This is a genomic window from Corallococcus sp. AB038B, assembly GCF_003668955.1.
GTDB classification, from domain to species: domain Bacteria; phylum Myxococcota; class Myxococcia; order Myxococcales; family Myxococcaceae; genus Corallococcus; species Corallococcus exiguus.
Map to the genome: position 1 here is coordinate 1,233,653 of NZ_RAWO01000001.1, position 26,942 is coordinate 1,260,594.

The 26,942-nt window shown below is 70.0% G+C and carries 23 protein-coding genes and 2 pseudogenes; 20 read left to right on the top strand and 5 right to left on the bottom strand.

All coding sequences use genetic code 11. The features are described 5' to 3' along the window. Nucleotides 1–38: 38 nt before the first annotated feature. Nucleotides 39–1,067 (top strand): asparaginase, encoded by a 1,029-nt coding sequence (locus D7Y04_RS05120; protein ID WP_120600093.1) that lies wholly within the window; start codon nucleotides 39–41, stop codon nucleotides 1,065–1,067. A gap of 234 nt (nucleotides 1,068–1,301) precedes the next feature. Here the strand turns inward: D7Y04_RS05120 and prmA are convergent, their stop codons facing one another. Beyond that, a complete protein-coding gene (gene prmA / locus D7Y04_RS05125) occupies nucleotides 1,302–2,168 on the bottom strand; it encodes a 50S ribosomal protein L11 methyltransferase (RefSeq protein WP_120600092.1) in 867 nt (288 codons plus the stop codon). 76 nt (nucleotides 2,169–2,244) lie between these two features. Next, the gene (locus tag D7Y04_RS05130) at nucleotides 2,245–4,848 is read right to left on the bottom strand and encodes a pitrilysin family protein (RefSeq protein WP_120600091.1); all 2,604 of its coding nucleotides are present in this window, start codon (nucleotides 4,846–4,848) and stop codon (nucleotides 2,245–2,247) included. 196 nt (nucleotides 4,849–5,044) lie between these two features. On the opposite strand from D7Y04_RS05130, the gene D7Y04_RS05135 reads away from it, so the two are divergent. From D7Y04_RS05135 to D7Y04_RS05150, 4 genes are read left to right on the top strand one after another with little or no spacing between them, the layout of a single operon-like run. Next, complete coding sequence (locus tag D7Y04_RS05135) at nucleotides 5,045–7,522, top strand: plectin 1 isoform 8 (protein ID WP_121758502.1); 2,478 nt, start codon at nucleotides 5,045–5,047, stop codon at nucleotides 7,520–7,522. 13 nt (nucleotides 7,523–7,535) lie between these two features. Further along, complete coding sequence (hemW, locus tag D7Y04_RS05140) at nucleotides 7,536–8,741, top strand: radical SAM family heme chaperone HemW (protein ID WP_121758503.1); 1,206 nt, start codon at nucleotides 7,536–7,538, stop codon at nucleotides 8,739–8,741. 29 nt (nucleotides 8,742–8,770) lie between these two features. Then, nucleotides 8,771–9,589, top strand: coding sequence for a lipopolysaccharide assembly protein LapB (locus D7Y04_RS05145; protein WP_120598975.1), 819 nt, complete (start codon nucleotides 8,771–8,773; stop codon nucleotides 9,587–9,589). A 17-nt stretch (nucleotides 9,590–9,606) separates the two neighbouring features. Beyond that, nucleotides 9,607–11,157 (top strand): DUF4388 domain-containing protein, encoded by a 1,551-nt coding sequence (locus tag D7Y04_RS05150; protein WP_121758504.1) that lies wholly within the window; start codon nucleotides 9,607–9,609, stop codon nucleotides 11,155–11,157. Nucleotides 11,158–11,190: 33 nt separating this feature from the next. Here the strand turns inward: D7Y04_RS05150 and D7Y04_RS05155 are convergent, their stop codons facing one another. Continuing rightward, entirely contained in the window at nucleotides 11,191–11,877 is a 687-nt protein-coding gene (locus D7Y04_RS05155; protein ID WP_147454774.1) for a hypothetical protein, read from the bottom strand. Between the two features lie 228 nt (nucleotides 11,878–12,105). Here D7Y04_RS05155 and D7Y04_RS05160 point away from each other — a divergent pair, with 228 nt between their 5' ends. Genes D7Y04_RS05160 through D7Y04_RS05185 form a run of 6 tightly spaced genes read left to right on the top strand, consistent with a single transcriptional unit; the run spans nucleotide 12,106 to nucleotide 16,824 of the window. Then, complete coding sequence (locus D7Y04_RS05160; protein WP_120598970.1) at nucleotides 12,106–12,876, top strand: TadE/TadG family type IV pilus assembly protein; 771 nt, start codon at nucleotides 12,106–12,108, stop codon at nucleotides 12,874–12,876. Then, nucleotides 12,852–14,411, top strand: a complete 1,560-nt coding sequence (locus D7Y04_RS05165) for a TadE/TadG family type IV pilus assembly protein (RefSeq protein ID WP_120598969.1) — start codon at nucleotides 12,852–12,854, stop codon at nucleotides 14,409–14,411. The genes D7Y04_RS05160 and D7Y04_RS05165 overlap by 25 nt, the downstream gene beginning before the upstream one ends. Further along, complete coding sequence (locus D7Y04_RS05170) at nucleotides 14,408–15,490, top strand: hypothetical protein (RefSeq protein ID WP_120598968.1); 1,083 nt, start codon at nucleotides 14,408–14,410, stop codon at nucleotides 15,488–15,490. The genes D7Y04_RS05165 and D7Y04_RS05170 overlap by 4 nt, the downstream gene beginning before the upstream one ends. Continuing rightward, on the top strand, nucleotides 15,484–16,353 hold the full coding sequence (locus D7Y04_RS05175; protein WP_121758505.1) for a hypothetical protein: 870 nt from the start codon (nucleotides 15,484–15,486) through the stop codon (nucleotides 16,351–16,353). The genes D7Y04_RS05170 and D7Y04_RS05175 overlap by 7 nt, the downstream gene beginning before the upstream one ends. Before the next feature lie 23 nt (nucleotides 16,354–16,376). After that, nucleotides 16,377–16,655, top strand: a complete 279-nt coding sequence (locus D7Y04_RS05180) for a hypothetical protein (protein WP_120598966.1) — start codon at nucleotides 16,377–16,379, stop codon at nucleotides 16,653–16,655. Beyond that, complete coding sequence (locus D7Y04_RS05185; protein WP_120598965.1) at nucleotides 16,639–16,824, top strand: hypothetical protein; 186 nt, start codon at nucleotides 16,639–16,641, stop codon at nucleotides 16,822–16,824. The genes D7Y04_RS05180 and D7Y04_RS05185 overlap by 17 nt, the downstream gene beginning before the upstream one ends. Nucleotides 16,825–16,852: 28 nt before the next feature. Here D7Y04_RS05185 and D7Y04_RS05190 read toward each other — a convergent pair whose 3' ends face one another. Further along, entirely contained in the window at nucleotides 16,853–18,052 is a 1,200-nt protein-coding gene (locus tag D7Y04_RS05190) for an ABC transporter substrate-binding protein (RefSeq protein ID WP_121758506.1), read from the bottom strand. Between the two features lie 200 nt (nucleotides 18,053–18,252). Between D7Y04_RS05190 and D7Y04_RS05195 the strand changes: the two genes are divergently transcribed. The 7 genes from D7Y04_RS05195 to sufT are packed head-to-tail and all read left to right on the top strand — an operon-like array spanning nucleotide 18,253 to nucleotide 24,511. Further along, nucleotides 18,253–18,750, top strand: coding sequence for an SUF system Fe-S cluster assembly regulator (locus D7Y04_RS05195; RefSeq protein WP_120580581.1), 498 nt, complete (start codon nucleotides 18,253–18,255; stop codon nucleotides 18,748–18,750). Continuing rightward, nucleotides 18,747–20,186: a Fe-S cluster assembly protein SufB gene (gene sufB / locus D7Y04_RS05200; protein WP_120580582.1), complete on the top strand. Its 1,440-nt coding sequence runs from the start codon at nucleotides 18,747–18,749 to the stop codon at nucleotides 20,184–20,186. Before D7Y04_RS05195 ends, sufB begins: the two co-directional genes overlap by 4 nt. Beyond that, nucleotides 20,186–20,968 carry a Fe-S cluster assembly ATPase SufC gene (sufC, locus tag D7Y04_RS05205; RefSeq protein ID WP_121758507.1) on the top strand — a complete coding sequence of 261 codons (783 nt, stop codon included), beginning with the start codon at nucleotides 20,186–20,188 and terminating at the stop codon, nucleotides 20,966–20,968. Before sufB ends, sufC begins: the two co-directional genes overlap by 1 nt. After that, nucleotides 20,965–22,275, top strand: coding sequence for a Fe-S cluster assembly protein SufD (sufD, locus tag D7Y04_RS05210; protein WP_121758508.1), 1,311 nt, complete (start codon nucleotides 20,965–20,967; stop codon nucleotides 22,273–22,275). The genes sufC and sufD overlap by 4 nt, the downstream gene beginning before the upstream one ends. Further along, nucleotides 22,272–23,501, top strand: coding sequence for a cysteine desulfurase (locus D7Y04_RS05215; protein WP_120580585.1), 1,230 nt, complete (start codon nucleotides 22,272–22,274; stop codon nucleotides 23,499–23,501). The genes sufD and D7Y04_RS05215 overlap by 4 nt, the downstream gene beginning before the upstream one ends. Next, entirely contained in the window at nucleotides 23,498–23,950 is a 453-nt protein-coding gene (gene sufU / locus D7Y04_RS05220; RefSeq protein ID WP_120580586.1) for a Fe-S cluster assembly sulfur transfer protein SufU, read from the top strand. The genes D7Y04_RS05215 and sufU overlap by 4 nt, the downstream gene beginning before the upstream one ends. A 9-nt stretch (nucleotides 23,951–23,959) precedes the next feature. Continuing rightward, nucleotides 23,960–24,511 (top strand): putative Fe-S cluster assembly protein SufT, encoded by a 552-nt coding sequence (gene sufT / locus D7Y04_RS05225; protein ID WP_120598962.1) that lies wholly within the window; start codon nucleotides 23,960–23,962, stop codon nucleotides 24,509–24,511. Nucleotides 24,512–24,521: 10 nt separating this feature from the next. Here sufT and D7Y04_RS05230 read toward each other — a convergent pair whose 3' ends face one another. Then, nucleotides 24,522–25,187: a type 1 glutamine amidotransferase domain-containing protein gene (locus D7Y04_RS05230; protein WP_121758509.1), complete on the bottom strand. Its 666-nt coding sequence runs from the start codon at nucleotides 25,185–25,187 to the stop codon at nucleotides 24,522–24,524. A 260-nt stretch (nucleotides 25,188–25,447) separates the two neighbouring features. Here D7Y04_RS05230 and D7Y04_RS05235 point away from each other — a divergent pair. Further along, nucleotides 25,448–25,999, top strand: a pseudogene (locus tag D7Y04_RS05235) (isoaspartyl peptidase/L-asparaginase); the annotation flags it as partial. 459 nt (nucleotides 26,000–26,458) lie between these two features. After that, nucleotides 26,459–26,935, top strand: a pseudogene (locus D7Y04_RS05240) (isoaspartyl peptidase/L-asparaginase); the annotation flags it as partial. Nucleotides 26,936–26,942: the final 7 nt, after the last annotated feature.

The following is a 26,942-nucleotide window of genomic DNA, read 5'->3' on the forward strand; positions in this document are numbered from 1 at the left end:
CCAGGGTTCGTCTTTCCTCGACCCGCGAGCGCCCGGCCGTGTCCCGTTCCTGCTATGGCGCGCCCACGCCCATGGCCACCCTCGTCATCGAGTCCACCCGCTCCGGCTTCGTCGAATCCCTCCACACCGTGTCCGTCGCGGTGGTGAGCGCGGAGGGCACGCGCGTCGCGTACGCGGGCGACCCGGAGCGCGTCACCTTCTGGCGCTCGGCGGCGAAGCCCTTCCAGTCCCTGCCCATGGTCCAGGACGGCGCGGCGGACCGGTACGGCTTCGGCCCGCGCGAACTGGCGCTCTCCTGCGCGTCCCACTCCAGCGAGCCCGTGCACCGCGCCCTCGCCATGCAGATGCTGAGCGCTTCAGGCTGCGAGGAGCGCCACCTCGCGTGCGGCCCGCACCCGCCGCTGTCACCCGCGGTCGCGGAGGAGGCCCTCAAGGCGGGCATCGTGCTCACGCCCCGGTGGAACAACTGCTCCGGCAAGCACGCGGGGATGCTCGCGCTGGCGCGGCACCACGGCTGGGACGTCCACGGCTACGCCAGCGACGGCCACCCCGTGCAGGAGCGAATCCAGGACGAAATCGCCAAGTGGACGGGCCTGCCGAGCGACGCGCTGGTGAAGGCCGTGGATGGCTGCCTCGCCGTCTGCTTCGGCCTGCCGCTCAGTGCCATGGCCACCGCGTGGGCCCGCTTCGGCGTCTCGGAAGCGCCCGCCGCGCGCCGCCTGCGGGAAGCCATGCTCGAGCACCCGGAGCTGGTCGCGGGCAAGGGCCGCGCGTGCACGGACCTGATGACGGCCTTCCAGGGCGATGCCGTGGTGAAGATCGGCGCGGAGGGCGTCTACTGCGCCGCGCTGCCCAAGGCCCGCCTGGGCGTGGCCATCAAGGTCGAGGACGGTGACGCCCGCTGCGCCGCGCCCGCGCTCCTCGCCGTCCTGCGCCTCATCGCGGAGCAGCAGGGCATGTCCCTGCCCATGACGGGCCTGGAGCACCACGCGGAGCCGCGCATCCTCAACACCCGGAACGAAGTCGTGGGCTCCCTGCGCGCGGCCGGGACACTCGCGTTCACCTGAGGCCCGCTGTAGCGCGGAAGGTCACACGCGCCGCGCTCCCCGTAACCTGCCCCGCTACAACCGCGCCCGTGTCCCTTGGAACTCCGAGGCCTCAGCGGCAGGCACGCGGACTGCAATGCCTGCCCGTCACACGGCGGGACTCGCGAGGTCCTGACGCCAAGGGGGAAAGCCTCGCGAGTCCAGATGGGGTCGGGTAAGCGAACCAAGGTTTCGCTGCCCGACCCCCTCTTGTTTCTAGCGCTTCAAGTCGATGCGCACCCACTCGCCCTGCTGCGCGCCCTCCATCACGGTGCACCCCAGGTTGCGGTACGCGGCCTCCACGTCCGCGCGCTGATGCGCGAGCACGCCGGCCAGCACCAGCCGGTCCTTCGCCTTGGGCACGATGAGGGGCGCCAGTTCAATCAGCGTGTTGGCCAGGATGTTCGCGAGCACCAGGTCGAAGGTGCCCGACACCTCCGTCAGCTCGCGCCCGGAGATGTCCAGGTCGGGCGTCTGGTTGTCGGTGCAGTTCTCCTGGGCCAGCTCCACGGAGACGGGGTCGTTGTCGGTGCCCACCACGTGGCCCGCGCCCAGCTTCTTCGCCGCGATGGCGAGCACGCCGGTGCCGGTGCCCACGTCCAGCACGCTCGCGCCCGGGTGCGTGGACATGAAGCCATCCACCGCCGCCAGGCACAGCGACGTGGTGGGGTGGTCCCCCGTGCCGAAGGCCATCTTCGGCTCGATGACGAGCTTCACCTTGTCCGCCGGCGCGTTCACCACGTCCCAGGGCGGGCCCACCCACAGGCGGCCCACCTGCACGGACTTGATGAGCGACTTCCACTCGTTGCTCCAGTCCTGCTGGGGCTGCTCGTCCAGGGACAGGCGCGCGTTGGGGTGGCTCTCCGCCACCGCGTCGCGGGCTTCTTCCGCGCTCTCGCGGTCCTCGAAGTAGGCGACGACGATGGACTCGCCCTTCACGGGGGCGCGCACGCCCGGCATGGTGGGCGTCTCCGTGTCGCGGACTTCCAGGCCCAGGGCGCCGGCCTCATGGAGGAGGTCCTGGAGGATTTCGGAGGCCTCCTCCGCGATATCCACGGTGAGTGACAGGTAGGTCTGGGACATGGCGCCCCTTCTACCGCACCCGGTGCGGCGTGGAAGCGCCGTCGTCGTGACGCTTCCACGCTCGCGATGGGGGTACCTACGGACCGACGACGGACATGGCCATGCGGTCGAAGTCGATGACCCGGCGGGCCACCTCCTGCACGTCCTCCGCCGTCACCTTCGCCACGTGCTCGGAGTAGTGCAGGAAGTTGTCCAGCCCGATGCCGTAGCAGGTGTCCAGCGCCAGCAGCGTCGCGCGGGCGCTGTTTCGCTGCAGGTCGATTTCATACGCCCCGATGATGTGCTGCTTGGCGCGCTCCAGCTCCGCGGCGGGAATCGGCTCGTCGCGGATCCGCTGCAACTCGCGGCGCATGCCCTCCACCGCCGCCTCCACCTTCTCCGGGCTCGTGCCCATGTAGACGGCGAAGTAGCCGGGATCCAAACCGTCCATGGAGAAGCTGCTCACGCTGTAGGCCATGGAGCGCTTGTCGCGCAGCTCGATGAAGAGCCGCCCGCCCTGGCCCGACAGCACCGTGGACAGCACGTCCAGCACCACCCGCCACGGGTCGCCCAGCCGAGCCGCCTGGAAGCCCATCACCAGGTGCGTCTGCGCGCGCGCGAGCACCTTCTTCTCCGTGCGAGGAGCGGACGGAGGCGCTTCCGGCCGCACCTGCTTGGGGGCCAGCGCGCCGCCGCGCGATTTGCCGAAGTACTCGTTCGCCAGCGCTCGCACCTGCTCCACGTCCACGTCGCCCACCACGCTAAGCGTCATCTGCGACGGGTCCATGTACGACCGGTGGTACGCGCGCAGCTGCTCGGGCCCCAGCGCCTCCACGGACGCCTTCTCGCCCAGCATGGACAGGCGGTACGGGTGCTCCTGGTAGAGCGTGCGCGAGAACAGCTCGAACGCCAGGCCTGACGGTTTGTCCTCGCGGGTGAGGATGTCCTGGAGCAGCAGCGCGCGCTCCCGCGCCACCTCTTCCTCACGGAAGGCGGGGTTCACGAGCACGTCCGCGAACAGCCGGAAGCCCTGCTCGAAGTAGCGCGACAGGAAGTCCGCCTTCACGCTCACGGAGTTGCGGCCGCCCTGGCCGGTGAGGTTGCCCGCGTACAGGTCCGTCAGGTGGGAGATGTCATCCGCGCTGAGCGTCGTGGTGCCCTTGGTGAGGGCGCGGCTGAGCAGCGTGGTGATGCCGTTGTCCTCGGGCGTCTCGTAGCGCGCGCCGCCGATGAACGCCGCGCGCATGGAGAACAGCGGCACGTGCGGCTCCACGCGGATGATGAGCGTGGCGCCGGAGGGCAGCTTCTCCTGCACCACCTCCGAACGCGCGGACGCGATGGCGCTCCGGGCCGGACGCGGCGGGGCCTCCGGGGGAGGCTGCTTCGCGGTGCGCTCCGGGGGCGTGAGGCCGGGGCTCTTCGCCGCTTCATCCAGCGCGGCGTGCACGAGCGCCTCCGTCAGCTCCGCGGCGGGCGGCACCAGCGCGGTGACGACGGCGTGCTCCAGCCGCAGGTACTTCTGGGCCACGCGGCGCAGGTCCTCCGGCTTCAGGTTGCGGATCTCCTCCAGGTAGCGGGCCTCTGACTCCAGGCCGCCCGGAGACGTCTGGTACGAGCCCAGGTTGCGCGCGGTGCCCTGCACCGTCTCCTTGCGGTAGACGGACTCCGCCTCCACCACCGACTGGATGGTGCGCAGCTCGTCCTCGGGAACGACCGTGGTGCGCAGCGCCTCCAGCACGCGCGCCGTCTGCGTGAGCGCCTTCAGCGACTGCGCGGGCGGCAGCGTCAGCGACACGGAGAAGATGCCCGGGTCCTTGGGCGTGTACGCGGACGCGTGCACGTCGTTGACCAGGTGCTGGCGGCGCTTCACCTCGCGCACCAGCCACGACGAATTGCCCTGGCCGGCGAGCATCGCCAGCACGTCCAGCGCGGGCACGTCCGGGTGCTCCAGCTCCGGGATGGCGAAGGACAGGTGCAGATAGGCCTCCTTCACGTCCTCCGTCTGGATGAGCACGCGGCGGCCCGTGGACGGCGGGTCGCGAGGACGCTCCACCGGGCCCGCGTAGGGGCGGCCCCAGTCACCGCCGAAGATTTCCTCCACCCACTGGCGCAGCTCCGCCTCGTTCAGGTCGCCCGCGACGGACAGCACCAGGTTCTTGGGCGTGTAGTGCCGGTGGTAGAACTCCAGCACCTTCTCGCGGGTGAAGCTGCGCACGCTCTCCTCGGTGCCGATGACGGGCAGCCGGTAGGGGTGCGTCTGGAACGCGGCGGTGAACAGCCCGCGGGACGCGCGGCGCGACGGGGAGTCGTAGCTGCGCTTGATCTCCTCGCACACGACCTCGATTTCGCGCGCCAGTTCGTCCTTGTCGAACGCGGAGCGGCGCACCGCATCGCCCAGGATGTCCAGGCCCGTGCGGGCGAACTGGCTGGCGATGACGATGTGGTAGACGGTCTGGTCGAAGGACGTCCAGGCGTTGATTTCGCCGCCGTGCGCCTCGATGTCCCGGGCGATTTCACCGGGCCCCCGGCGCTCCGTGCCCTTGAACAGCATGTGCTCGTGCAAGTGAGCGAGTCCGGCCTGGTCGGGCCTTTCGTCCGCGCTGCCGGCCTTGACCCAGACCTGGAAGGCCGCGACCTTGGCGGCGTGCTGCTCCTCGAAGACGACGGTGAGCCCGTTGGGCAGGGTGTAGCGGATGGCCATAGGAGTGGTCCGAAGCTGTCATCCCCTGCCGAGGAGAGGCAAGGCGAGGTGTGATGTTTGCTCCATTGGCTAACGTCCCGCCCCCTCCACGTCGAGCGGACCGTGCCGTCCGCCTCCCACCAGGCAGGCGAAGCGGCGCGGTGTCCATCGCGTAACTGGTGGAAACCCCCCGTGGCCGGTAAATTGGGCCGCGCACATGCCGTCTCCCCCGGACGAGGCGGATCCGCTCGCGGACCTGAAGGAATTGTTGGATGACGGCGACGCCCCAGTGGCGGCGCCCGCTCCGGCGCCCCCCAGGCCACTCGCGGTTCCCAGGCCTCCCCCCTCCGCGCCTCCCCCCCTGCCGCCCCGGCGGCCCGCCGCAGGCTTGCCCGCAGCCCCTGCCGCCGCGCCCGCTGCCCGGGTGCCCACGAACCCCGCGCCCATCGGGGGTGGAGGGTTGCCCACGACCACGCCTCCGTCCCCGGCGGCCGCGGCGCGCAGCCCCGGCAAGGGGGACCCGTTCGCGGAGCCCGCGGAGCCCCGGCTGCCCATGGGGGGCTCGCCGGAGGAGAAGCTGGAGTTCTTCCGGGGCATCCTGAAGCAGAAGACGGAGACCCTGGCCCGGGCGCGCGCGCTGTATGCCGAGCGCGAGGGCGAAGTCACCCAGCTCAAGGCTTCGCTGGAGAAGGCGCGCAGGGAAGGCGGCGGCGGTGCTCCGGCGCCGTCCGCGCAGGACGAGCAGCGGCTGAAGCTGGCCCAGGCGAAGGTCGCCTCGCTGGAGGCGGAGCTCGCCGCGTCGGAGGCGGACCGCAAGGACCTCACGCGCGCGCTGGCGGAGGTGGAGTCGGAGGTCCCCCGGTTGACGGAGGAACTCCACGCCGAGCGCGAGTCGCGCGGGTCGATGGCGGAGGAGCTGGTCGGCGCGAAGGAGGCGCTGGGGCTCGCGCAGGACCGCATGGCGGAGCTGGCCTCCGGCAAGTCCGAGGCGCAGGGCGCGCTGGAGGCGGTCCAGGAGCAGTACCAGTCGCTGCTCGCGGACGTGGAGCGGCTGACCACCGAGCGCGACGCGCAGGCGCTCAACATCAGCCAGCTGGAGACGGCGCTCTCGGAGGCGAAGGGCGCCATGGGTGCCCTGGAGAGCGAGAGCGACTGGTCGCGCAGCTCGCTGGAGGAGGCGCACACCCACGCGAAGGGGATGGAGGGCGAGCGGGACGCCGCGCGCCGGCAGCTCGCGGTGGTGGAGGACGGGCTCAAGACGCTCCAGACGCAGGTGACGGAGCTGGAGCGCGCGCTCGCGCTGAAGGACGCGGACGCGGTGGGTCTGCGCGCGGCGCTCACCGCGCGCACGGTGGAGGCCGCGGAGCTGCCCTCGCTCCGAAGTGCCCTGGAGGGCCGCGCCGCGGAGGCCGCCCGGGTCCAGGCGCGCGTGCGCGAGCTGGAGGCGGAGGTCGCCCAGGCGCGTGAAGCCGCGCGCTCGGAGGTCGAGGCCGCGGAGGTCCGCGCGCGCATGACCGAGTCGGAGCTGGCCTCTCTGCGCGAGGTGCTGGAGGCCGCGGAGGTCGAACAGGTCTCGCTGCGCGACCGGATGGAGTCGGACGCGGCGGCGCTCGGCGAGGCGGTGCACGAGGCCGAGGTCCGGGTCCACGAGTCCGAGGCGAAGGTGGCGGCGTTGGAGGCCCAGCTGGCGGAGCTCACCGCTCAGTCCACGGCCTCGCAGGCCGAGCGTGAGGCGCACCAGCAGCAGATGGCCGCCGTGGAGCGCAAGCTGGCCACCACGCAGGCGGAGCGCGTGGGCTACTCCGCGCGCGTGTCCATGCTGGAGACGGCCGCGGGCCAGCGCGAGGCGGAAGTGCAGCGCCAGCAGGCCCTGGTCGCCAAGGCCCAGGAGGAGCTGTCGCTGGAGCGCGCCCGCCGTGAGGCGGTGGAAGCAGAGATCGCGGACGCCCGGGTGCAGGCCGCCGAGGCCGAGGGCCGCGCCGAGGCGCTGAGCGCGGGACATGACGGCCAGCGCGATGAGCTGGTCTCCCTCGGCGAGCAGTTGGAGGCGGCCCGCGCGGAAGCGGACAAGGTGGACCGGCTCCAGCAGCGCGTGAAGATGGTGGAGGGCGCGCTGGAGGCCTCCGAGTCCAAGCGGCGCGTCGCCGAAGCACAGGCAGCCCGCGTGAAGGACCTGGACGCGGCGAAGGCCGCGCTCGAAGCGAAGCTCACGTCGGAGCAGAACGCGAAGGCGCTGCTGGAGGCGAAGCTCGCGCAGTCCGACGTCACGCTCCTGGAGGAGCAGGGCGTGAAGGCGGCGCTGGAGTCGCAACTCGAGGAGGCTCGCGCCGCGCTCGAAGCGGAGCACGTGGAGCGGGCCGCGTTGGAGGCGAAGCTCGGCGAGTCCCAGGCGCAGGCCGAAGTGGGTGACGCGCGGCAGGCGGACAAGGCCGCGCTGGAGGCCCGGCTCGCCCAGGTCAGCGCTTCGCTCAAGGCGGAGCAGGCGGCCCGTCAGGCGCTCGAAGCGAAGCTCGCGGCGGCACCCGCTGCCGGCGCGGACGTGCCCTCGGACCTGGCGGCGGAACGCGACCAGCTCAAGGCGGACGTGGCCTCCATGAAGCGCAAGCTGATGGCGGCCGAGGCAGCGCTCGAATCGGCTGCCAGTGCCAAGGCGAAGGTGGCGCGGCTGGAAGCGCAATTGAAGGCCCTGAAGTAGAGGTTGGACCTCCATGTCCTTCGCCGCGCCCACGGACCCATTGACGGGCATGCAGGCAGCCCGCTTCGGGCTGTACCTGCACTTCCCGTACTGCCTGGCCAAGTGCCCCTACTGCGACTTCGCGGTGGCGGTGGCGCGCCAGGTGCCGGAGGAGCGCTACGCGAACGCGGTGCTGGCGGAGCTGGACGCGCGCCTCGCCGCGGACCCGTCGCTGCGCACGAAGCCGCTGGAGTCCCTCTTCCTGGGCGGTGGCACGCCGTCCCTGTGGCACCCCCGCCATGTGGCGCGCGTGCTGGAGGGCATCGCCGCGCGCATGTCGCTCGCCCCCGGCCTGGAAGTCTCGCTGGAGGGCAACCCGGAGCGCGCGGACGCGGAGCGCTTCGCCGGCTACCGCGCCGCGGGCATCAACCGGCTGTCCCTGGGCGTGCAGTCCTTCCAGCCTCAGACGCTGAAGGCGCTGGGCCGCGCGCACGACGCCGCCATGGTGGAGGGCGCGGTGGCGGCGGCGCGTCAGGCGGCCTTCCCCGTGGTGGCGATGGACTTCATCTACGGCGTGCACGGCCAGACGGTCGCGCAGGTGGAGGCGGACGCACGCCGCGCGGTGGCGCTGGAGCCGGAGCACCTGTCCACCTACGCGCTGACGGTGGAGCGCGAGGTGCTGGCGGAGTCCACGCCGCTGTCCAAGCAACTGGACCGCGGTGAACTCTTCCTGCCGGAGGACGACGACGTGGTGGCCATGGCCCAGGTGGTGCGCGACGTGTACGGCGCGCACGGCCTCACCCGCTACGAGGTCTCCAACCACGCGCGCCCCGGCCTCAGCTCCCGGCACAACGCGCTGTACTGGACCGGCGGCGAGTACCTGGCGCTGGGCGTGGGCGCCACCGGCATGCTGCTGTCCCCCACGCCCCACCGCTACGTGAACCTCCGGAGCCCGGAGGCCTACCTGCGCACGGTGGAGGAGGGGAGACTCCCGGAGGCGAGCCGCGAGGACCTGAGCGCCGAGGAGCTCTTCGCCGAGCGGCTGAGCATGGGCCTGCGCCTGGTGTCGGGGGTGGACTGGGAGGCCGTCTGTGAGCGATACGGCCAGCCCGTGGAGCCCCGGCGCGCGGAGGTGGAGCGGCTGGTGGCCCACGGCTTCGCCACCCGTCATGGCCGCAGGCTGGCCCTGACGGAGCGGGGAGCGGACGTGCACAGCGCCATCTGCGCGCGGCTGCTGTAGGTGGATCCAGGAAGGACGAGTCGACCGTGCTGACCAAGTGGTTCATGTGGATGGGCCTCACGATGCTGACGGGCAGCCCGCTGCTGTCCCTCGGGATCCTGGCCGTGCTGCTGTTCGCGGCGGACCGGTTCACGCTGCAGGTGCTGCCCAGCCCCATGCGCGCCTTCAAGCGGTGGCAGCGCGCGGGAGACCTCGCGGGCACCATCCTCACCAACACCCACGACCGCCGCGCCCGCGCGGAGCTGGCCGACATCCGCTTGGGCCAGAAGCGCTACCAGGAGGCGGTGGACCTGCTGCGCCCCAACCTGGACGCGGGCGACGACGACGTGGACACCCTCTACCTGCTGGGCGTGGCCTACCTGGGCGCGGGCGACGCGCCCCGGGGCGAGCTGCTGCTCACCGAGGCCGAGCGCCTGGACGCCGACTTCCGCCAGGGCGCCATCGACCTGGAGCGCGGCCGCTTCCGCCTCCAGCGCGGCGACTTCCCCGGCGCGCGCGAGGCCCTGGAGCGCTTCCTCCAGGTGCGTCAGGGCTCCGTGGAGGGGCGCGTGCTCCTGGCGCGTGCAATGGACAAGCAGGGGCTGGACGTGGAGGCGCAGGACGCCCGCGATGCCGCCTGGCGCGAGTACGCCGTCGCCCCCCGCTTCCAGAAGCGCCGCGACCGCTGGTGGGCGTACCGCGCCCGTCCGTCCCGCCCGCTGGCGTACGCCGCCGTGGCCCTGGTGTTGATGGGCGTGGGGGCGTACCTGACCCGCTACCTGCCCACGCACGACACCTACGGCCGCTACGGCGCCTACGAGGATGAGCCCTACGCCGCGGACGACATGGGCGGCGACGACGCGGAGTAGTAGTAGGCTTTCCGCGCATGTTCCCCCTGCCGTCCCAGGTGTTGCGCCAGCGCGAGGGCCTGCTGGCGGACACGCCCTTCCCGCTGCTGCTGCACGCGCTGATGGTGGAGGAGCGCACCTGCACGCTGGAGCTCAAGGTGCGCCAGCGCGAGAAGCGCATCACCTTCGAGGACGGCGCGCCGGTGGCGTGCAACTCCAACCTCCTGCACGAGACGCTGGGCAAGTACCTGGTGGAGAAGGGCCGCCTGCCGGAAGGCGACTACCAGAAGTCCCTGGCGGAGAGTGTGTCCTCGGGCATGCAGCTGGGCGGGCTGCTCGTGCAGAAGGGGCTCATCAGCCCCTTCGACCTCTACAAGCAGCTCCAGGCGAACCTGGCGCACAAGCTGTTGGACTGCTTCCGCTGGACGGAGGCGAAGTACCGCCTCATCGCGGACGTGGAGCACCCGGACGCCACCGTGCGCGCCAACACCGCGCAGCTCATCCTCACGGGCGTCTCCACCCAGCTGCCCTTCGACACCGTCGCCACGCACTTCACCTTCACGGACGACCGCCGCTTCGGACAGATGCCCGGCGTGGAGTCCGCCCCCAAGCTGTCCTCCAAGGACGCGCGCCTGTTCCAGGCCCTGCGCCAGCGGCCCACCTTCAACGAGCTGCTGGAGCGCACCGGCTTCGACATGGACTCCGTGCTGCGCCGGCTCTACGCGCTGTGCCTGCTGGGCGTGGCGGGCTTCGCGGAGGACGTGGACGCACGCGCCGAGGAGCTGGCCAGGAAGGCCCCCGCCGTCGCGCCCGCCCCGGAGCCCGTCTTCACGCCGGTGCCCGTGCAGGCCCAGCAGGCCCCGTCGGGCACGCCCTTCTCGGACGAGGACGAGGCCGCGCGCAACGCGCTCGTGGGCGCGTTCCTCAACCACCGCAGCCTGGATCCGTTCGCGCTCTTGGATGTGCCGGAGGACGTGCAGCCGGTGGCGCTGCGCAAGGCGTTCCTCGCCGCCGCGGATCGCTTCTCACCGCTGCGCTTCCAGACCTCGGAGCTGAAAGAGAAGGCGGAAGGGATGCTCGCCGCGTACGCGCGGGCCTACGGCTCGTTGTCGGAGCCGGAGCAGAACGCGCTGTGGAAGAAGCGCAGGCAGGCGCACCGGGAGAAGGCGCGCAGCAACACAGGCCGGCCCTCCACCGCGGAGCAGTTCCGCATCCGCACGGACCTGCTGGACGCCACCACCCAGTTCGACGAGGCCAAGCGGCGCCTGGAGGCGCGCAACTTCGCGGGCGCCTTCGAGTACTTCGAATACGCCTGCGACATCGACCCCCGCCCGCTGTACCAGGCCCACCGCGCCTGGGCGCGCTACCTCATGAAGCCGGAAGCGCACGGCCGGCTGGTGCTCCAGGAACTCCAGGAGCTGACGCGCCAGGATCCCGGCCTGGAAGAGGGCTGGGCCTTCCTGGGCGACGTGGCCCGGGGCGAGGGCCAGTGGGCGCTCGCGGAGGATGCCCTCCGCAAGGCCTTCAAGTTGAATCCCCAGCAGCGCCGCTACGTGGCGCTCATCCAGGAGATCGCCCGGCGGCGGTGAAGGCCCGCCGGACGAAGGGCCGCGGCGCGGGGGCTACATGCCCTGCAGGGTGGCGCGGTCGGCGGCGGACAGCCCCTCGCCCTGGGCCACATGGTCGACCACGCTCTGGATGCGAGCAGCCTCTTCCTTCGAGATGTCCTTGCCCGCCAGCAGCGAGAACATGTCCTGGAAGTCCTTGTGCTGGACGGTGGGCCCCAACTCGTACCGGTCGTCATTGCCCGTCGTGGAGCGGTTCTCGTTGACGCAGTAGGCGAACATCGGGGCGAAGTAGCGCTCGCCCGGCGGCACCACGATGCTGACCGTCTGCACGATGATGCCGTTCTGCACGTCGTCGTTGGTCGACACGAGGATGAGCCCCGGCGGCAGCGTCACGGTGATGGGCGCGTTCGTGGTGTTGTTGAAGATGAGGCACACCCGCACCTCCTCGCCGGTGCCCTTGGCCTCGTCCGAGTACTTGTCGTCGCAGTCCACCGGGTTCTCCGGCGAGTAGGCGACGATGGGGTTCTCCAGCGTCAGCCCCGCGGGCAGCGTGAAGGCCTGCCCCAACGGCGCCTCCCTCGAGAAGCCCAGGCCCGGCGCCAGGGACTTGGTGGCGTTGGTGCCCCCATCGGTGGAGGTGCCACCGTCCGTCTTGCCGCCGCCCTCGCCGTCGTCACTGCAGGCCGCCAGCAACGCCACCGCCAACACCACGCCCATTCGCTTCGCCACGTGCCAGATCATGGATTCGTCTCCCTGCGCCTCAACGCGAATGCCCGTGCCAACCATGGCATACGCACAGCGTCAAGCACCCAGGACCCCGGCCGGCCCGATAATGTCCGCAAGCCCGGAGGCCGGGCCTGCATTCCCGGCCACTTGGCCGATTCCCGCCGAACCTACGGGCGGTATGGTAACGGCACAATGGGTCGGGAAGACTCCCACCTTGGGGTATTTTCAGTACAGGGGCGAAGCATGAGGCGCGGCAACGAATCAGGCCAGGCGGCGGTGGAGACGGCCATCGTCTTGCCCCTGTTCGTGTTCATGCTGCTGGGCATCCTCCAGCTGGGGTTGATGCACCAGGCGCGGCTCCTCACGAAGTACGCGGCCTACAAGGCCGTGCGCGCCGGCTCCCTGCACAACGCGGACATCCCCACCATGGAGAGGGCCGCCCTGGCGGTGCTCCTGCCCATGGTGAGCACGGCCGCCAGCGGGGGCGCGGAAATCATCAAGCCCATCACCAGCGCCGGTGACTTCAGGTCCAAGTTCGAATCCGGGGACATCTCCAAGAACAAGATGAACGACGCCTCCGGCCTGAAGTTCGCGGAGGTCACCATCTGCGGCCCCCTCAAGGGGAACATGGGCTCCGGCTCCCACGGCAACAAGGAGATGGACTTCGATGATCCGAAGGTCGCCTCCGGAGACGGCGGCTGGGCGGACAGCCTGCGCACCAAGCTGAGCGTGCAGGTGACGTTCAACTACCGCATGCCCATCCCGTTCGCGGACATGGTCATCTACAACATCGCGCGCGGCCGGGAGCTGCCGCACGTCTTGCGCCTGGGCAAGGACTCGGACCGCGACGAGTTCGTCGTCAAGAAGATGTCCAAGTACGACTCCGCGGCGGACAACAAGCTCTACATCCTGCCCATCCGCGCCACGTACATCATGCGGATGCACTCCAACATCTACCTCACCCAGAAGGAACTTCCGGAGGAGAACGAATGCATCTTCCCGTTCGAACCGTGAGGTCCGCCTCCCGGCCCAAGCGCCGCCACCGGGGCCAGGCCCTGGTGCTCGCGTGTCTGTCGTTCCTCCTGCTCGCGTTGATGACGACGCTGAGCTTCAACCTGAGCCATGCCCTGCGGGAGAAGATGAGCCTGCAGCAGCACAGCGACGCGCTCGCCTACTCCATGGGCGTCGTGGAGGCGCGCGCGCTCAACTACTACGCGGCCAGCAACCGGGCCATCGCGTCGTCCTACGTGGGCATGACGTCCGCGCACGGCTACATGGCCGCCGCCAGCGCCACGGGCGACATGATGCGCGCCGGCATGATGAGCTTCTTCATCATCGCCGCGCTGGAGGTCGCTCAGTGCCCGCCCTACAACTTCCAGCACTGCTTCGACGCGCTGGAAGCGGTGATGATCGCCATGGACTACAGCTCCAAGGCGAGTGACTACGACTCCAAGGTCAAGGACGTGGAGGAGAAGTTCAACAAGGTCATCGAAGACTTGAACAAGATGGCCAACAGCATCCACGATTCGCAGAAGTCCGCCCACAGCAAGGCGCGCAACGCCGTGCGCAGCGGACAGTCCGCGGACCTGTCGAAGCTGACCGACTGGAACGTCCCTGGCGCCAACTCGCTCGAATCGTCCGTGGGTGGGCTCAACAGCGAGGAGTTCGACTGCGCGGTGGACGGCATGAACTGCTCGCGCGCCGGTTCCAGCAACAAGGCCCGCGCCCAGGTGATGACGGAGATCTCCAACGCCTCGCGCCCCGGCTGGGCCGCCAACCGCAGCCTGCCCGTCATCATGAGCGGGCTGCCCACCTACTTCAAAAGCGACTTCATCAAGGACCTGCTCAAGGACATCCCCCAGGAAGGCACCCACGTCATCATGGGGCACCAGGGCACGGCCAAGGTCGCGCAGACCAAAAGCAACATCCACGGCCCCGGCCAGGTCACCGGCAACGAGGGCAAGGTCGTCGTCGCGGACGAGCACGGCACCATGATGTCCCAGTGGCGCCACGGCTTCGGCGTGGGCACCTACAAGGCCGTGGTGGAGAGCAGCGAGAACGGCGGCAGCCACGAGCCCTCCGGCGCCCACTCCGGCCAGCACGACGAGTTCAAGGGCATCAACACCAAGGACCTGATGTCCTGCTCGAGCACCGGCAACTGCTTCATGAAGTTCCGCGCGAACGACGACCCCAGCACGGACTGGGGCCAGCCGCATGTCTACAGCTACGTCACCAAGCAGTTCTTCGTGGGTGACCCGAAGAAGGCGCCCTGGGAGCTCAACGACACCGGCTCCTTCACGCTCACGCACGGCGCCCAGGGCGACGGAAAGCTGCAGCTCGCGCCGGGCGAAGGCGCGGCGCTCTCCAAGGTGCTCGTCTACTACCACCGCCTGGGCCCCAACGGCTGGAAGGAGGCCCCGGGCCTCTTCAACCCCTACTGGCGCGTGAAGCTGCACCCGTTCACCGCCCAGGAGGCCTCGCGCGTGCTCAACCGCGCCGGCAACAGCGACGCGGCGGACCTCGCCGGCGCCAAGGACCTGGCCCTATGAGCGCCGTGCACCCGCAGAGCCGCCGCGTCCGGGGCGCCGCCTCCGTGGAGATGGCGCTGTCGATGATCGTCCTCATCCCCATCTTCATGTACGCGCTCTTCCTGGACGACCTCCTGCGCTACTCGCTGGATGCCCAGGAGGCCGCGGTGACGACCATCTGGGACTTCACCACGCAGGACTACACCAAGGCGCTCAAGCAGAGCGGCGGCGGCGGCAGCGGCCCCCAGGGCGGCACCTCCAACGTGCAGCACAACGCCCGCCTCACCTACTGCGACCACGAGTCCGGCATCGACCGGCCGGATGTCATGTCCGGCAGCAACTACGCGGACTGCGAGGACCTGGACCACCACCTGGCGGTCGTCGCCCACGTGTGCTGGATGAACGACAAGGCCAAGCAGGTGACGTGCGAGGCGCCGGACACCGGCGCGGCGTCGCTGGGCGGCCTGGCCGGCCAGTACCAGGGCCAGTTCACCAACGGCGGCTACATCGAGTGCTCCGCCCGCGCGGTGGTGGAGAACTACCTGCTGCCCGAGCAGTTCCTTCCGGAGTTCAGCAAGAACGTGGCGCTGACCAAGAAGAACTGGAAGGGCGAGGGTGACGTCCACTCGAACGCCCAGCAGGGCACGGGTGACACCGGCATGGGCGGCAATGCGTACTTCCTCAAGGAACAGCGCATGAGCATCATCACCGACACCTGGGCGCTGACGGAGGACGCGGACATCTCCCCGTCGGACTCCAGCGGTGAGTTCTACGAGCGCGTGGACTACGTGTACTCGAACGTCAGCGGCGCCATGACCATGAAGCAGCGCATGCTGCAGTTCCGCAACGCGCTGACGCAGGACCTGCTGGACGGCTCCATGCTGTACATGTTCGAGGACTCGCCCAACGACCCGTACGTGTCCATCCACCCGCACCTGGCCAACATGCAGACCCCGGCCAACACCGTGGACCAGGAGGGCAGCACCCGCTACTTCAACCAGGAGTGGCGTGACTGGGACAACGACAAGAACCAGAACACCTACAAGCACGGGCAGCGGGGCGAGTGGTACATGGGGTGCAAGGATCCGGAGTCGTGCTGAAGGAGTTGACCGCGCACCCCGCCTTCCGCACCGCGGCGGTGCTGGTGACGGTGGCGCTGGCGGGCATCGCCATCGGCATGGGCTTGGAGGAGGCGCAGTACGGAGGCGCCCGCACGCAGCTGGAGCGGGCGGAGGCCGCCGCGGACGAACTGGACCAGGAGGCGACGGCGGCGCAGAGCGGCCCCACGCGCTCCAAGCGGGACGAAGCCATCCTGGCGCGCACGCTGACGTACTTCCCGCCCTATCCCAACGGCGGCCGTCCGGAGGCACTGGCCGCGGACTACCTGGGGCCGGACACGCCCATCGCGGTGGCGTGGTTCTCCACGCAGGACTCGTCGGACCAGGTGCTGCAGCACTACCGCAAGGTCATCCTGGATGAAGGCCTGCCCGTCGTGGGCGTGCGCTTCAACGACAACGCCGGCTACGTGGGCTACTGGGCCCCGAAGGACGACGAGGTGCGGCTGATGTCCACGCTGCACCAGGGGGACGAAACCCTGGTCTTCGTCTCCTCGGCGCGCATGCGCAACTACCTGGAGCGCGCGGGCCGCGTGCCCCCGGGCGTTCCGGTGCCGCGGGGCCTGCAGGACGTGGCGTCCCTGTCCCTGCGGATGGAGGGTGCCACCAGCATCACCGTGTCGGGCCGGGTGCCCGGCGCCACGCTCTCCGATGCGGATCAGGCCTACCGCGCGCAGCTGCGCGAGCAGGGCTGGAGCGTGGCGGAGGCCGGTCAGGAGGGCTTCCAGGAGACCCAGCTGACCCTGACGCGCACGGGGCTGCGCGGACAGGCCACCTTGAGGCAACCCGCCGCGCAGCAGTCGGTGGACTTCCATCTGTCCCTGATGCGGGCCCAGGCCGCGCCGTGAACCGCGCGCATGGAGATCGAACGATGAGCCATTTCAAGAAGCAGCTTCTGGTCCTCTCCCTGGGCGTGGGCGCGCTGTTGTGGGCCCCCCTGGCTTCCGCTGGCGCGAGCTGCGAGCGCCGCTGCGCGGAGGACAAGATGAAGTTCGAGAAGGTGTGCAAGGAGAAGGCGAAGAACGCGCAGCCCTACTGCACGAAGGTCGCTGGCCAGGCGAAGGACAAGTGCGTGGACCAGTGCCGCAACGGCAAGAAGGGCGGCGGCGGCAACATGACGATGGGGGCTCCCGATGAAGGCGCGCGCTAGCCTGAAGCAGGCCCTCCAGCGTGGCCAGGCCATGTCGGAGTACGGCGTCATCACGGCGGCGTTCTTCGGCTTCACGGTGATGAGCTGGCCGTTCCTCGTCCAACTGCTGCGGGCCCTCAACACCTACTTCCAATCCATCTACTACATCATCCAGTCGCCCATCCCCTGACGGTAGGGGACGGGCGGCCGGAAGCGGCCTAGGGCTTCACGGTGGTGACGAACACCGCCTTGCCGCCCTCCACCTTCATCACCACGGCCTGCTTCACCGCGTCGCGGTTGGCGTCCAGGTTGATGGTGCCCGCCACGCCCGGGAAGTCCTTCGTGGACGCGATGGCGTCGCGCAGCGCGGGCCCAGAGGTGTCCGGCGCGCGCTTCATGGCATCCACCAGCAGGCGCGCGGCGTCGTACGCCAGCACCGCCACGCTGTCCGGCACGGCTCCGTAAGCGGCCTTGTACGTCTTCAGGAAGTTCTGCACGACGGGGTCCGGGTTGTCCGGCGAGTAGTGGTTGGAGAAGTAGCTGCCCTCCAGCGCGGAGCCGCCCAGCTCGTACAGCTTGTCGGAGTCCCAGCCGTCACCGCCCAGCAGCGGCACGCGCAGGCCCACCTCGCGCGCCTGCCTCGCGATGATGCCCACGTCCGTGTAGTAGCCCGGGACGAACACCGCCTCCGGCTTCAGGTTCTTGATGGACGTGAGCTGCGCGCGGAAGTCCGTGTCGCCCTTGGAGTAGCTCTCGTTGCCGACGATGGTGCCGCCGAACTCCTTGAACTTCTGGTTGAAGACCTCCGCGAGCCCCACGGAGAAGGCGCTCTTGTTGTCGGTGAGCATCGCGACCTTGGACAGCTTCAGGTTCTCCCGCGCGAACTTCGCCATCACCAGGCCCTGGAACGGGTCGATGAAGCAGACGCGGAAGATGTAGTCGCCCTTCTTCGTCACCTCCGGGCTGGTGGAGGTGGGCGTAATCATGGGCACCTTCCCCGCCTGCGCCTTGTCCGCCATGGCCATGGACACGGACGACGCGGCTTCACCCAACAGCGCCACCACCTTGTCCTGGGCGATGAGGCGCGTGGCGGCCTGGGCGCCTTCCTCCGGCCGGCCCTGGCTGTCGTAGACGCGCACCACCAGCTTCTGACCGCGCACGCCGCCCGCGGCGTTGGCCTCCTGGAGCGCCAGGTCGATGCCGTTGCGCGCGGAGATGCCGAAGGTGGCCTCGGAGCCGGTGAGGCTGCCCACCTCGCCAATGAGGATGCTGCCCGCCGGCGGAGGTCCTGGCGGAGCGGCCGTGGCGCCACCCTCTTGCGTGGCGGGCGCGGGCGCGGGGGCCGGGGCGGACTTCTTCTCACAACCCACCAGGGCGAGGGCCAGCGCGGTGAGCAGGAGGGGGAGGGAACGGCGCATCGGTGGGGCTCCTCGGGGGGAGACGGACTCAAAAAGCGGACGGCTCCACCCTAGCTTGCCCGGTGGAGTGCGGCGAACCCGCACCCGACGTAACGGGCAGGGAAGCGCTCTGGATTTGAATGTGGACTAAACAGGTCCACATTACATAAGAGGCCGTCGCGGGCATCGGGCCCGCGGACAGCCACAGGAGACACCCCCACATGCTCCGGATGAGCAAGATGACCGACTACGGCATCGTGCTGATGACCGAGCTGGCGCGCGCGGACGGGGAAACCCGCACCACGCGAGAGCTGGCGGCGCGCACGCATGTCGCCCTTCCGTCCGCGAGCAAGGTCCTGAAGGGCCTGTTGCAGGCGGGTCTGGTGGTGTCACACCGGGGGGCGAACGGCGGCTACGGCCTGGCGCGTCCGGCGGAGGCCATCTCGCTGGCGGAGCTGGTGTCCGCGCTGGAGGGGCCGGTGTCCCTCACGGAGTGTGGCCAGCACCAGGGCAAGCCCGCGGGCCCCTGCGAGCTGGAATCCGTCTGCCAGGTGCGAGGCCACTGGCGCCTCATCAATCAAGCCATCCAGGAAGCGCTGGGGAAGCTGACGCTCGCGGACCTGCGCGCGCCCGCGCCCCGCATGCCGGAGCGGCTGGTGGGCCTGGGCCTGCCGGCGTCCATCAGCGCGCCCGCTTCCGTCACGGGAGTCCGCTCATGAGCACCACCGAAACCATCCAGGAGCTCACCCGCAAGGGTTACCAGGCGGGCTTCGTCACCCAGGTGGAGTCGGACACGCTGCCGCCCGGCCTGGATGAGGACGTCATCCGCGTCCTGTCCGCGAAGAAGAACGAGCCGGCCTTCATGCTGGAGTGGCGCCTGAAGGCGTACCGCCACTGGCTCACGCTGAAGGAGCCGTCGTGGCAGGCGGTGAAGTACAACCCCATCGACTACCAGGCCATCCGCTACTACTCGGCGCCGAAGCAGAAGCCGAAGAAGGACAGCCTGTCGGAGGTCGACCCGGAAATCCTCCGCACCTACGAGAAGCTGGGCATCCCGCTGGAGGAGCAGAAGCGCCTTCAGAACGTGGCGGTGGACGCGGTGTTCGACTCCGTGTCGGTGGCCACCACGTTCCGGGAGAAGCTCTACAAGGCGGGCGTCATCTTCTGCTCGTTCTCCGAAGCGGTGCGCGAGCACCCGGAGCTGGTGGAGCGCTACCTGGGCACGGTGGTGCCCTTCTCCGACAACTTCTTCGCGGCGCTCAACTCCGCGGTCTTCAGCGACGGTTCGTTCTGCTACGTGCCCAAGGGCGTGAAGTGCCCCATGGAGCTGTCCACGTACTTCCGCATCAACGCGGCGGACACGGGCCAGTTCGAGCGCACGCTGCTCATCGCGGATGAAGGCGCCTCCGTGAGCTACCTGGAGGGCTGCACCGCGCCCATGCGCGACACCAACCAGCTGCACGCGGCGGTGGTGGAGTTGGTGGCGCTGGACGGCGCGTCCATCAAGTACAGCACGGTGCAGAACTGGTACCCGGGTGACGCGGAAGGGCGCGGCGGCATCTACAACTTCGTAACCAAGCGCGGCATCGCGCACCAGCGCTCCAAGATTTCGTGGACCCAGGTGGAGACGGGCTCGGCGATTACGTGGAAGTACCCCAGCGTCATCCTCAAGGGGGATGACTCGGTGGGCGAGTTCTACTCGGTGGCGCTCACCAACCACCGGCAGCAGGCGGACACGGGCACGAAGATGGTGCACATCGGGAAGAACACCCGGTCCACCATCGTGTCCAAGGGCATCTCCGCCGGCCGCGGGCAGAACACGTACCGGGGCCTGGTGAAGGTGCTCAAGAGCGCGGCGAACGCACGCAACTACACGCAGTGCGATTCGCTGCTGTTGGGTGACGAGTGCGGCGCCCACACGCTGCCGTACATCGAGGTGAAGAACGCGACCGCGCAGGTGGAGCACGAAGCGTCCACGTCGAAGATTGGCGAGGACCAGCTCTTCTACTGCCGGCAGCGCGGCATCTCGCAGGAGGACGCGGTGTCGATGATCGTGAACGGCTTCTGCCGGCAGGTCTTCAAGGAGCTGCCCATGGAGTTCGCCGTGGAGGCGCAGAAGCTCTTGGGCGTGAGTCTGGAAGGGAGCGTGGGGTGATGGCGTCGTTGTTGAGCATCCAGGACCTGCATGCCCGCGTGGGCGGCAAGGACATCCTCAAGGGCATCAACCTGGAGGTGGGCGCTGGTGAGGTGCACGCCATCATGGGCCCCAACGGCTCCGGCAAGAGCACGCTCGCGGGCGTGCTGGCGGGGCGTGAGACGTACGAAGTGACGAAGGGCACCGTGCGCTTCGACGGCAAGGACCTGCTGGGCACGCCGCCGGAGGAGCGCGCGAAGGCGGGGGTGTTCCTGGGGTTCCAGTACCCGGTGGAGATTCCCGGCGTGGGCAACCTGCACTTCCTGCGCACGGCGCTCAACGCGCAGCGCCGCGCCAAGGGCGAGGAAGAGCTGGATGCGATGGACTTCCTCTCCCTGGCCAAGGAGAAGGCGAAGCTCGTGCAACTGGACGCGGCGTTCATGAGCCGCTCCGTGAACGAGGGCTTCTCCGGCGGAGAGAAGAAGCGCAACGAGATCTTCCAGATGGCGGTGCTCCAGCCCCGGCTGGCGCTGCTGGACGAGACGGACTCGGGCCTGGACATCGATGCGCTGCGCATCGTCGCGGGTGGCGTGAACGCGCTGCGCGCGAAGGACCGGGCGATGGTCGTCATCACGCACTACCAGCGGCTCCTGGACTACATCGTGCCGGACCACGTGCACGTGATGGCCGCGGGCCGCATCGTGCGCTCGGGTGGACGCGAGCTGGCGCTGGAGCTGGAGGAGAAGGGCTACGGCTGGATTGGCGGGGAGGGGGCCGGTAAGGCGAAGGAGGCCCGGCCATGAGCGCGTCCCACTACGTGGACGTGGCCCGGGCCTTCCAGGCGCGCGCGGATGTCCCTTCGTGGCTCCAGGCGCTACGTGAGGAGGGCTTGAGCCAGTTCCAGGCGCGCGGCCTGCCCACGTCCAAGGACGAGGAGTGGAAGTACACGCCCGTGGCCACGCTGTCGTCGCATCCGTTCCAGCCCGTGCGGGACGTGTCAGTGGGCGAGGACGTGGCGCAGGCGGTGGCTCGGCTGGCGCTGCCCGGTCCCCGGCTCGTGTTCGTGGACGGCCGCTTCGTGCCGGCGCTGTCGGTGCTCGCCGGCCTGCCGCGCGGCGTGGTGCTCAAGCCGCTGTCGCAGGCGCTGCGCGAGGACGGGGCGCTGTTGCAGGAGACGCTGGGCCAGCGCGCTCGGCCGTCGGCGCATGCCTTCACGTCGCTCAACGCGGCGCTGCTGGAAGAGGGCGCGCTGCTCACGCTCGCGCCTCGGGCCTTGAGCGAGGTGCCGGTGCAGTTGCTGTTCCTCGCGCGCGGCGGCGACGGGCCGGTGCTGGCCAGCCCGCGCATCGTCGTGGTGGCGGGCGAGGGCAGCGAGGCCACGCTGGTGGAGACGTACGCGAGCCTGGGCTCGGGCGCGACGTTCACCAACGCGGTGACGGAGGTGTCGCTGGGGGACAACGCCAGCCTGCGCCACTTCAAGCTCCAGGCGGAGGGTGACACCGCGCTGCACCTGGGCGGGCTGTACTCGCGGCAGGGGCGCGACAGCCGCTTCCAGTCGCACGCGTTCTCGTTCGGTGGCGCGCTGGCGCGCAATGAAGTGCACGCGGCCTTCGCGGGCGAGGGTGGCGAGTGCGTGCTCAACGGCCTGTTCGTGGGCCGGGGCACGCAGCACCTGGACAACCGCACGGACCTGGACCACGCGGTGCCGCACTGCTCCAGCCGCGAGCTCTACAAGGGCGTGCTGGACGACCGCGCGCGCGGCACCTTCCACGGGAAGATTCGCGTGCGCGAGGACGCGCAGAAGACGGACGCCAGCCAGCAGAGCCGCAACCTGCTGCTCTCCGAGGGCGCGCAGGTGGACGCCCGGCCGCAGTTGGAGATCTTCGCGGACGACGTGAAGTGCGCACACGGCACGGCGGTGGGTCGGTTGGATGACAACGCGCTGTTCTACCTGCGCTCGCGCGGCATTCCGAAGGTGGAGGCGGAGCGGATTTTGACGCAGGCCTTCGCCAGCGAGCTGGTGCGCGCGGTGCCGGAGGGTCCGGTGCGCGCGCGGGTGGAGGCGTTGCTCGCGGAGAAGCTGCCGGGTTCGGCGGAGGTGATGGGATGAGCGGGCCTGGATTCGACCTGGCGCGAGTGCGCGCGGACTTCCCCATCCTCCGGCAGGAGGTGCGGGGCCGGCCGTTGGTGTACCTGGACAGCGCCGCCACGGGGCAGAAGCCGCAGGCGGTGCTGGACGCCATCACGCGCTACTACACGCACGACAACGCGAACGTGCACCGGGGCGTGCACATCCTCTCCGAGCGCGCCACGCAGGCCTTCGAGGACGCGCGCGAGACGGTGCGCCGCTTCATCCATGCGAAGGACGTGCGCGAGGTCATCTTCGTGCGCGGCACCACGGAGGCCATCAACCTGGTGGCCGCCACCTACGGCCGCAAGCACGTGGGCCCGGGCGATGAGGTGCTCATCTCCGCCATGGAGCACCACTCCAACATCGTGCCCTGGCAGATGGTGTGCGACGCGGCGGGCGCGAAGCTGCGCGTGATTCCCGTGGACGAGCGCGGCGAGCTGCGCATGGACACCGTGGACGCGCTGCTCACGGAGAAGACGCGCCTGCTGGCGATTACGCATGTGTCCAACGCGCTGGGCTCCGTGAATCCCATCAAGGAGCTGGTGGCGAAGGCGCACGCGAAGAACATCCCGGTGCTGGTGGACGGGGCGCAGTCGGTGACGCACTTCCCGGTGGACGTGCAGGACCTGGGCTGTGACTTCTACGCCTTCAGCGGGCACAAGCTCTTCGGGCCCACGGGCATCGGCGTGCTGTACGGCAAGCTGGCCATGCTGGAGTCGCTGCCGCCGTACCAGGGCGGCGGGGACATGATCCTCTCCGTGACGATGGAGAAGACCGTCTACAACCGCGTGCCGCACCGCTTCGAGGCGGGCACGCCGGACATGGCGGGCGCGGTGGGGCTGGCCGCGGCCATCCGGTACCTGGAGGCCGTGGGGATGGAGAACGTGTCCCAGCACGACCAGTGGCTGCTCGCGTACGCGACGGACGCGCTCCAGTCGATTCCGGGGCTCAAGCTGGTGGGCACGGCGCCGCACAAGACGGGCGTGTTGTCCTTCACGCTGGAGGATGTCCACCCGCACGACGTGGGCACCATCCTGGACCAGGAGGGCATCTGCATCCGCACCGGGCACCACTGCGCCCAGCCGCTGATGCAGCGCTTCGGGGTGGCGGCCACGGCGCGCGCGTCGCTGGCGCTCTACAACACGCGTGAGGACGTGGACGCGCTGGTGAAGGGCCTGCACAAGGTGAAGGAGGTGTTCGCGTGAGCTCGGACCTCAAGGACCTGTACCAGGAGGTGGTGCTGGAGCACTCCAAGCGCCCGCGCAACTTCCGGGTGGTGGAGGGCGCCACCTGCGCGGCGGAAGGCTACAACCCGCTGTGCGGCGACCAGCTCTCCGTGACGCTCAAGCTGGAGGACGGCGTCATCCGCGACATCGGCTTCCAGGGCCAGGGCTGCGCCATCTCCAAGGCGTCCGCGTCGCTGATGACGGGCGCGGTGAAGGACAAGACGCGGGAAGAGGCGCACGCGCTCTTCGAGCGCGTGCACACGCTGGTGACCGAAGGGCCGGACAAGGTGGACGTGGAGTCGCTGGGCAAGCTCGCGGTGCTGTCGGGCGTGAGCGAGTTCCCGGCCCGGGTGAAGTGCGCGAGCCTGGCGTGGCACACGCTGAACGCGGCGCTGGATGGCCGCTCCACGTCGGTGTCGACGGAGTAGGGAGGGGTCATGCGAGGCGCGATGACGGTCATCGAGCGCGACGTGGACGCGATGCTCATCCCCAGCGGGGACAAGGTGTTGCTGCCGGCGGGCTCGGAGTTGACGGTGGTGCAGACGCTGGGCGGCAACGTCACGGTGCAGGATCCGTACGGCCAGCTGTTCCGCATCGACGAGAAGAACGCGGAGGTGCTGGGCGAGGAGTACGCCGCCAAGGCGAAGACGCCCGATGAGAGCGTCACGCCCGGCGAGTTCCACGAGGAGCAGGTCTGGGAGCAGCTCCGCACGGTCTACGACCCGGAGATCCCGGTGAACATCGTGGAGCTGGGGCTGGTGTACACGTGCAAGGCCACGCCGATGGACGAGGGCGGGCAGCGCGTGGACATCGAGATGACGCTGACTGCGCCTGGCTGCGGCATGGGGCAGGTGCTGGTGGAGGACGTGCGCTCCAAGGTGTCCTCGCTGCCCGGCGTGAAGGAGGCCCACGTAGAGCTGGTGTGGGAGCCGCAGTGGGACCAGAGCCGCATGTCGGACGTGGCTCGGCTCCAGCTGGGCTGGATGTGAGCCCTCGCCTCTAGACCAGGGCTTTACGGCCGCGTGCGACCAGGCCCAGCGTGGCCGCGGCGGCGAGCCCACCCGCGAGCCAGCGGGGCCAGCGCGGCGCGGCTTCCGCAGTGGAGCGGCGGGCGATAGCGGGCGACATGCGCTCCGCGAAGAGCTCCACCATCGCGTGCTCGAAGGCGAGCAGGTCGTGTGGCCCGCGGCTGGACACCCAGTTGCTGTCGCGCACCACGGGCTCGTCCGTCCAGTGCGCGCCCGCGTTCTCCATGTCATTGCGGATGCCCGGCCAGGACGTCAGGTGCCGGCCCTCCAGCAGTCCCGCCGACGCGAGCAGCCACGGCCCGTGACAGATGACCGCGATGGGCTGGTCCAACAGGTCCGCGTCCTTCACGAAGTCCAGTGCCAGGGCGCTCTGTCGGAGGAAGTCCGGGTTCATGAAGCCGCCGGGCAGCAGCAGCGCGTCGAAGTCCGCGGCCTTCACGTCGCGCAGCGTCGCGTCCACGCGCACCTTGCGGCCGGGCACCAGCAGGTTCATGCCCCGGATGCGGCCCTTGTGAAGGGAGACCACGGTGACGCGTGCGCCCTCTCGCTCCAGGCGCTTCACCGGCCGCGTCAGCTCCACCTGCTCGAAGCCATCCGCCGCCAGCACGGCCACTCGCATCCCCTTCAGCTTCTTCATTGCCCCGTCCTCCCGATGTCTTGATGTCTGGGCATGCCCTACAACCCGAACCTGCACAGTGGTCATGCCCTTCCGGGAGGGGAAGCGGAGGGCAGGCGGACAGGCAGGCGCCCGGGGTGATGCCTTCTCCCGGGCTGGTGCGGCGCGGCATGCGGCGGCGCTGGACGCCTTGGGGGAACGGCTTTACGACAAAGGAAGTCCGCCTGAGCGCGGGCCCCCCTTTGGAGGCGCACGGCATGTCCCCCTCGTTCTCTTCACGGATGCACCGCGGCCTGCTCGCGAGCACCGCGCTGCTGCTGGCCCCGCTGGGTTGCGTCACGTCGTCGCAGGCGGGCGCCGCGCGCGACGAGGCGGCCTTGCGCACGGACGAGCCGCCGCGCGTGAAGCCAAAGTGGGGGCTGGTCATCCACGGCGGCGCGGGCGTGATTTCGCGCGAGAACCTGACCCCGGAGCGCGAGGCCGCGATGCGCGCCGCGCTCACGCAAGCGCTCCAGGCGGGGCACGCGGTGCTCGCGAAGGGCGGCCGCAGCATGGACGCGGTGACGGCGGCCATCCGCGTGATGGAGGACTCGCCGTACTTCAACGCCGGCAAGGGCGCGGTGTTCAACCACGACGGCGTGAACGAACTGGACGCGGCGGTGATGGACGGCAAGACGCGCATGGCCGGCGCGGTGGCCGGTGTCCATCACATCCAGAACCCCATCGACCTGGCGCGGCTGGTGATGGAGAAGTCGCCGCACGTGATGATGGTGGGCGACGGGGCGGAGGCCTTCGCGCAGTCGCAGGGCATGCCCCTGGTGGACGCGAAATACTTCTACACGGAGGAGCGCTGGCAGGGCCTCCAGCGCGCGCTGGAGCAGGAGAAGGCGAAGGGAGCACCACCCGCGGAACAGGGTCAGCCGTCCACGCAGGGCCTGTCGCCCGCGACGCCCGGGCAGCCCTCCGCACCGGGCCAGCCGCCCGCACAAGGCGCATCGCCCGCAACGCCCGGACAGCCGCTGACGCCCGCGCAGCCGCCCGCACAAGGCACGTCGCCCGCGACGCCCGGGCAGCCCTCCGCACCGGGCCATCCGCCCGCACAAGGCGCATCGCCCGCAACGCCCGGACAGCCGCTGACGCCCGCGCAGCCGCCCGCACAACGCACGTCGCCTGCGACGCCCGGACAGCCGGTGACGCCCGCACAACGCACGTCGCCTGCGACGCCCGGACAGCCGGTGACGCCCGCGCAGCCGCCCGCATCGGCGCCGCCGCCGGGCCAGCCCGCGACGCCCGCGCAGCCGCAGCCCGGCTCATCGCTGACGCCGGGCGTGGATCCCATCACGGGGGACCACAAGTTCGGCACGGTGGGCGCGGTGGCGTTGGACCAGGAAGGCAACCTCGCGGCGGGCACGTCCACGGGCGGCATGACCAACAAGCGCTTCGGCCGGGTGGGGGACGCGCCCATCATCGGCGCGGGCACCTACGCGGATGAGCGCTGTGCCGTCTCCGCCACGGGCCACGGCGAGTTCTTCATCCGCTACACGGTGGCGCGCGACATCTGCGCCCGCGTCGAGTACCAGGACCTCCCGCTGCCGGAGGCCGCCAACTACGTCATCAACGATGTGCTGGTGAAGGCCGGCGGCGAGGGCGGCGTCATCGCCATGGACCGCCAGGGCCACGTGGCCATGCCCTTCAACTCCAGCGGCATGTATCGGGGCTACATCAACGAGGACGGCACGCCCACCGTCGCCATCTTCCAGCAGCCCTAGTCAGGTG

What these genes read in the sequence shown, in the direction of transcription:
- prmA (WP_120600092.1), bottom strand. Translation starts at nt 2,168, where the DNA reads ATGTCCCAGACCTACCTGTCACTCACCGTGGATATCGCGGAGGAGGCC.
- D7Y04_RS05130 (WP_120600091.1), bottom strand. Translation starts at nt 4,848, where the DNA reads ATGGCCATCCGCTACACCCTGCCCAACGGGCTCACCGTCGTCTTCGAG.
- D7Y04_RS05135 (WP_121758502.1), top strand. Translation starts at nt 5,045, where the DNA reads ATGCCGTCTCCCCCGGACGAGGCGGATCCGCTCGCGGACCTGAAGGAA.
- hemW (WP_121758503.1), top strand. Translation starts at nt 7,536, where the DNA reads ATGTCCTTCGCCGCGCCCACGGACCCATTGACGGGCATGCAGGCAGCC.
- D7Y04_RS05150 (WP_121758504.1), top strand. Translation starts at nt 9,607, where the DNA reads ATGTTCCCCCTGCCGTCCCAGGTGTTGCGCCAGCGCGAGGGCCTGCTG.
- D7Y04_RS05155 (WP_147454774.1), bottom strand. Translation starts at nt 11,877, where the DNA reads ATGATCTGGCACGTGGCGAAGCGAATGGGCGTGGTGTTGGCGGTGGCG.
- D7Y04_RS05160 (WP_120598970.1), top strand. Translation starts at nt 12,106, where the DNA reads ATGAGGCGCGGCAACGAATCAGGCCAGGCGGCGGTGGAGACGGCCATC.
- D7Y04_RS05165 (WP_120598969.1), top strand. Translation starts at nt 12,852, where the DNA reads ATGCATCTTCCCGTTCGAACCGTGAGGTCCGCCTCCCGGCCCAAGCGC.
- D7Y04_RS05170 (WP_120598968.1), top strand. Translation starts at nt 14,408, where the DNA reads ATGAGCGCCGTGCACCCGCAGAGCCGCCGCGTCCGGGGCGCCGCCTCC.
- D7Y04_RS05180 (WP_120598966.1), top strand. Translation starts at nt 16,377, where the DNA reads ATGAGCCATTTCAAGAAGCAGCTTCTGGTCCTCTCCCTGGGCGTGGGC.
- D7Y04_RS05185 (WP_120598965.1), top strand. Translation starts at nt 16,639, where the DNA reads ATGAAGGCGCGCGCTAGCCTGAAGCAGGCCCTCCAGCGTGGCCAGGCC.
- D7Y04_RS05190 (WP_121758506.1), bottom strand. Translation starts at nt 18,052, where the DNA reads ATGCGCCGTTCCCTCCCCCTCCTGCTCACCGCGCTGGCCCTCGCCCTG.
- D7Y04_RS05195 (WP_120580581.1), top strand. Translation starts at nt 18,253, where the DNA reads ATGCTCCGGATGAGCAAGATGACCGACTACGGCATCGTGCTGATGACC.
- sufB (WP_120580582.1), top strand. Translation starts at nt 18,747, where the DNA reads ATGAGCACCACCGAAACCATCCAGGAGCTCACCCGCAAGGGTTACCAG.
- sufC (WP_121758507.1), top strand. Translation starts at nt 20,186, where the DNA reads ATGGCGTCGTTGTTGAGCATCCAGGACCTGCATGCCCGCGTGGGCGGC.
- sufD (WP_121758508.1), top strand. Translation starts at nt 20,965, where the DNA reads ATGAGCGCGTCCCACTACGTGGACGTGGCCCGGGCCTTCCAGGCGCGC.
- D7Y04_RS05215 (WP_120580585.1), top strand. Translation starts at nt 22,272, where the DNA reads ATGAGCGGGCCTGGATTCGACCTGGCGCGAGTGCGCGCGGACTTCCCC.
- sufT (WP_120598962.1), top strand. Translation starts at nt 23,960, where the DNA reads ATGCGAGGCGCGATGACGGTCATCGAGCGCGACGTGGACGCGATGCTC.
- D7Y04_RS05230 (WP_121758509.1), bottom strand. Translation starts at nt 25,187, where the DNA reads ATGAAGAAGCTGAAGGGGATGCGAGTGGCCGTGCTGGCGGCGGATGGC.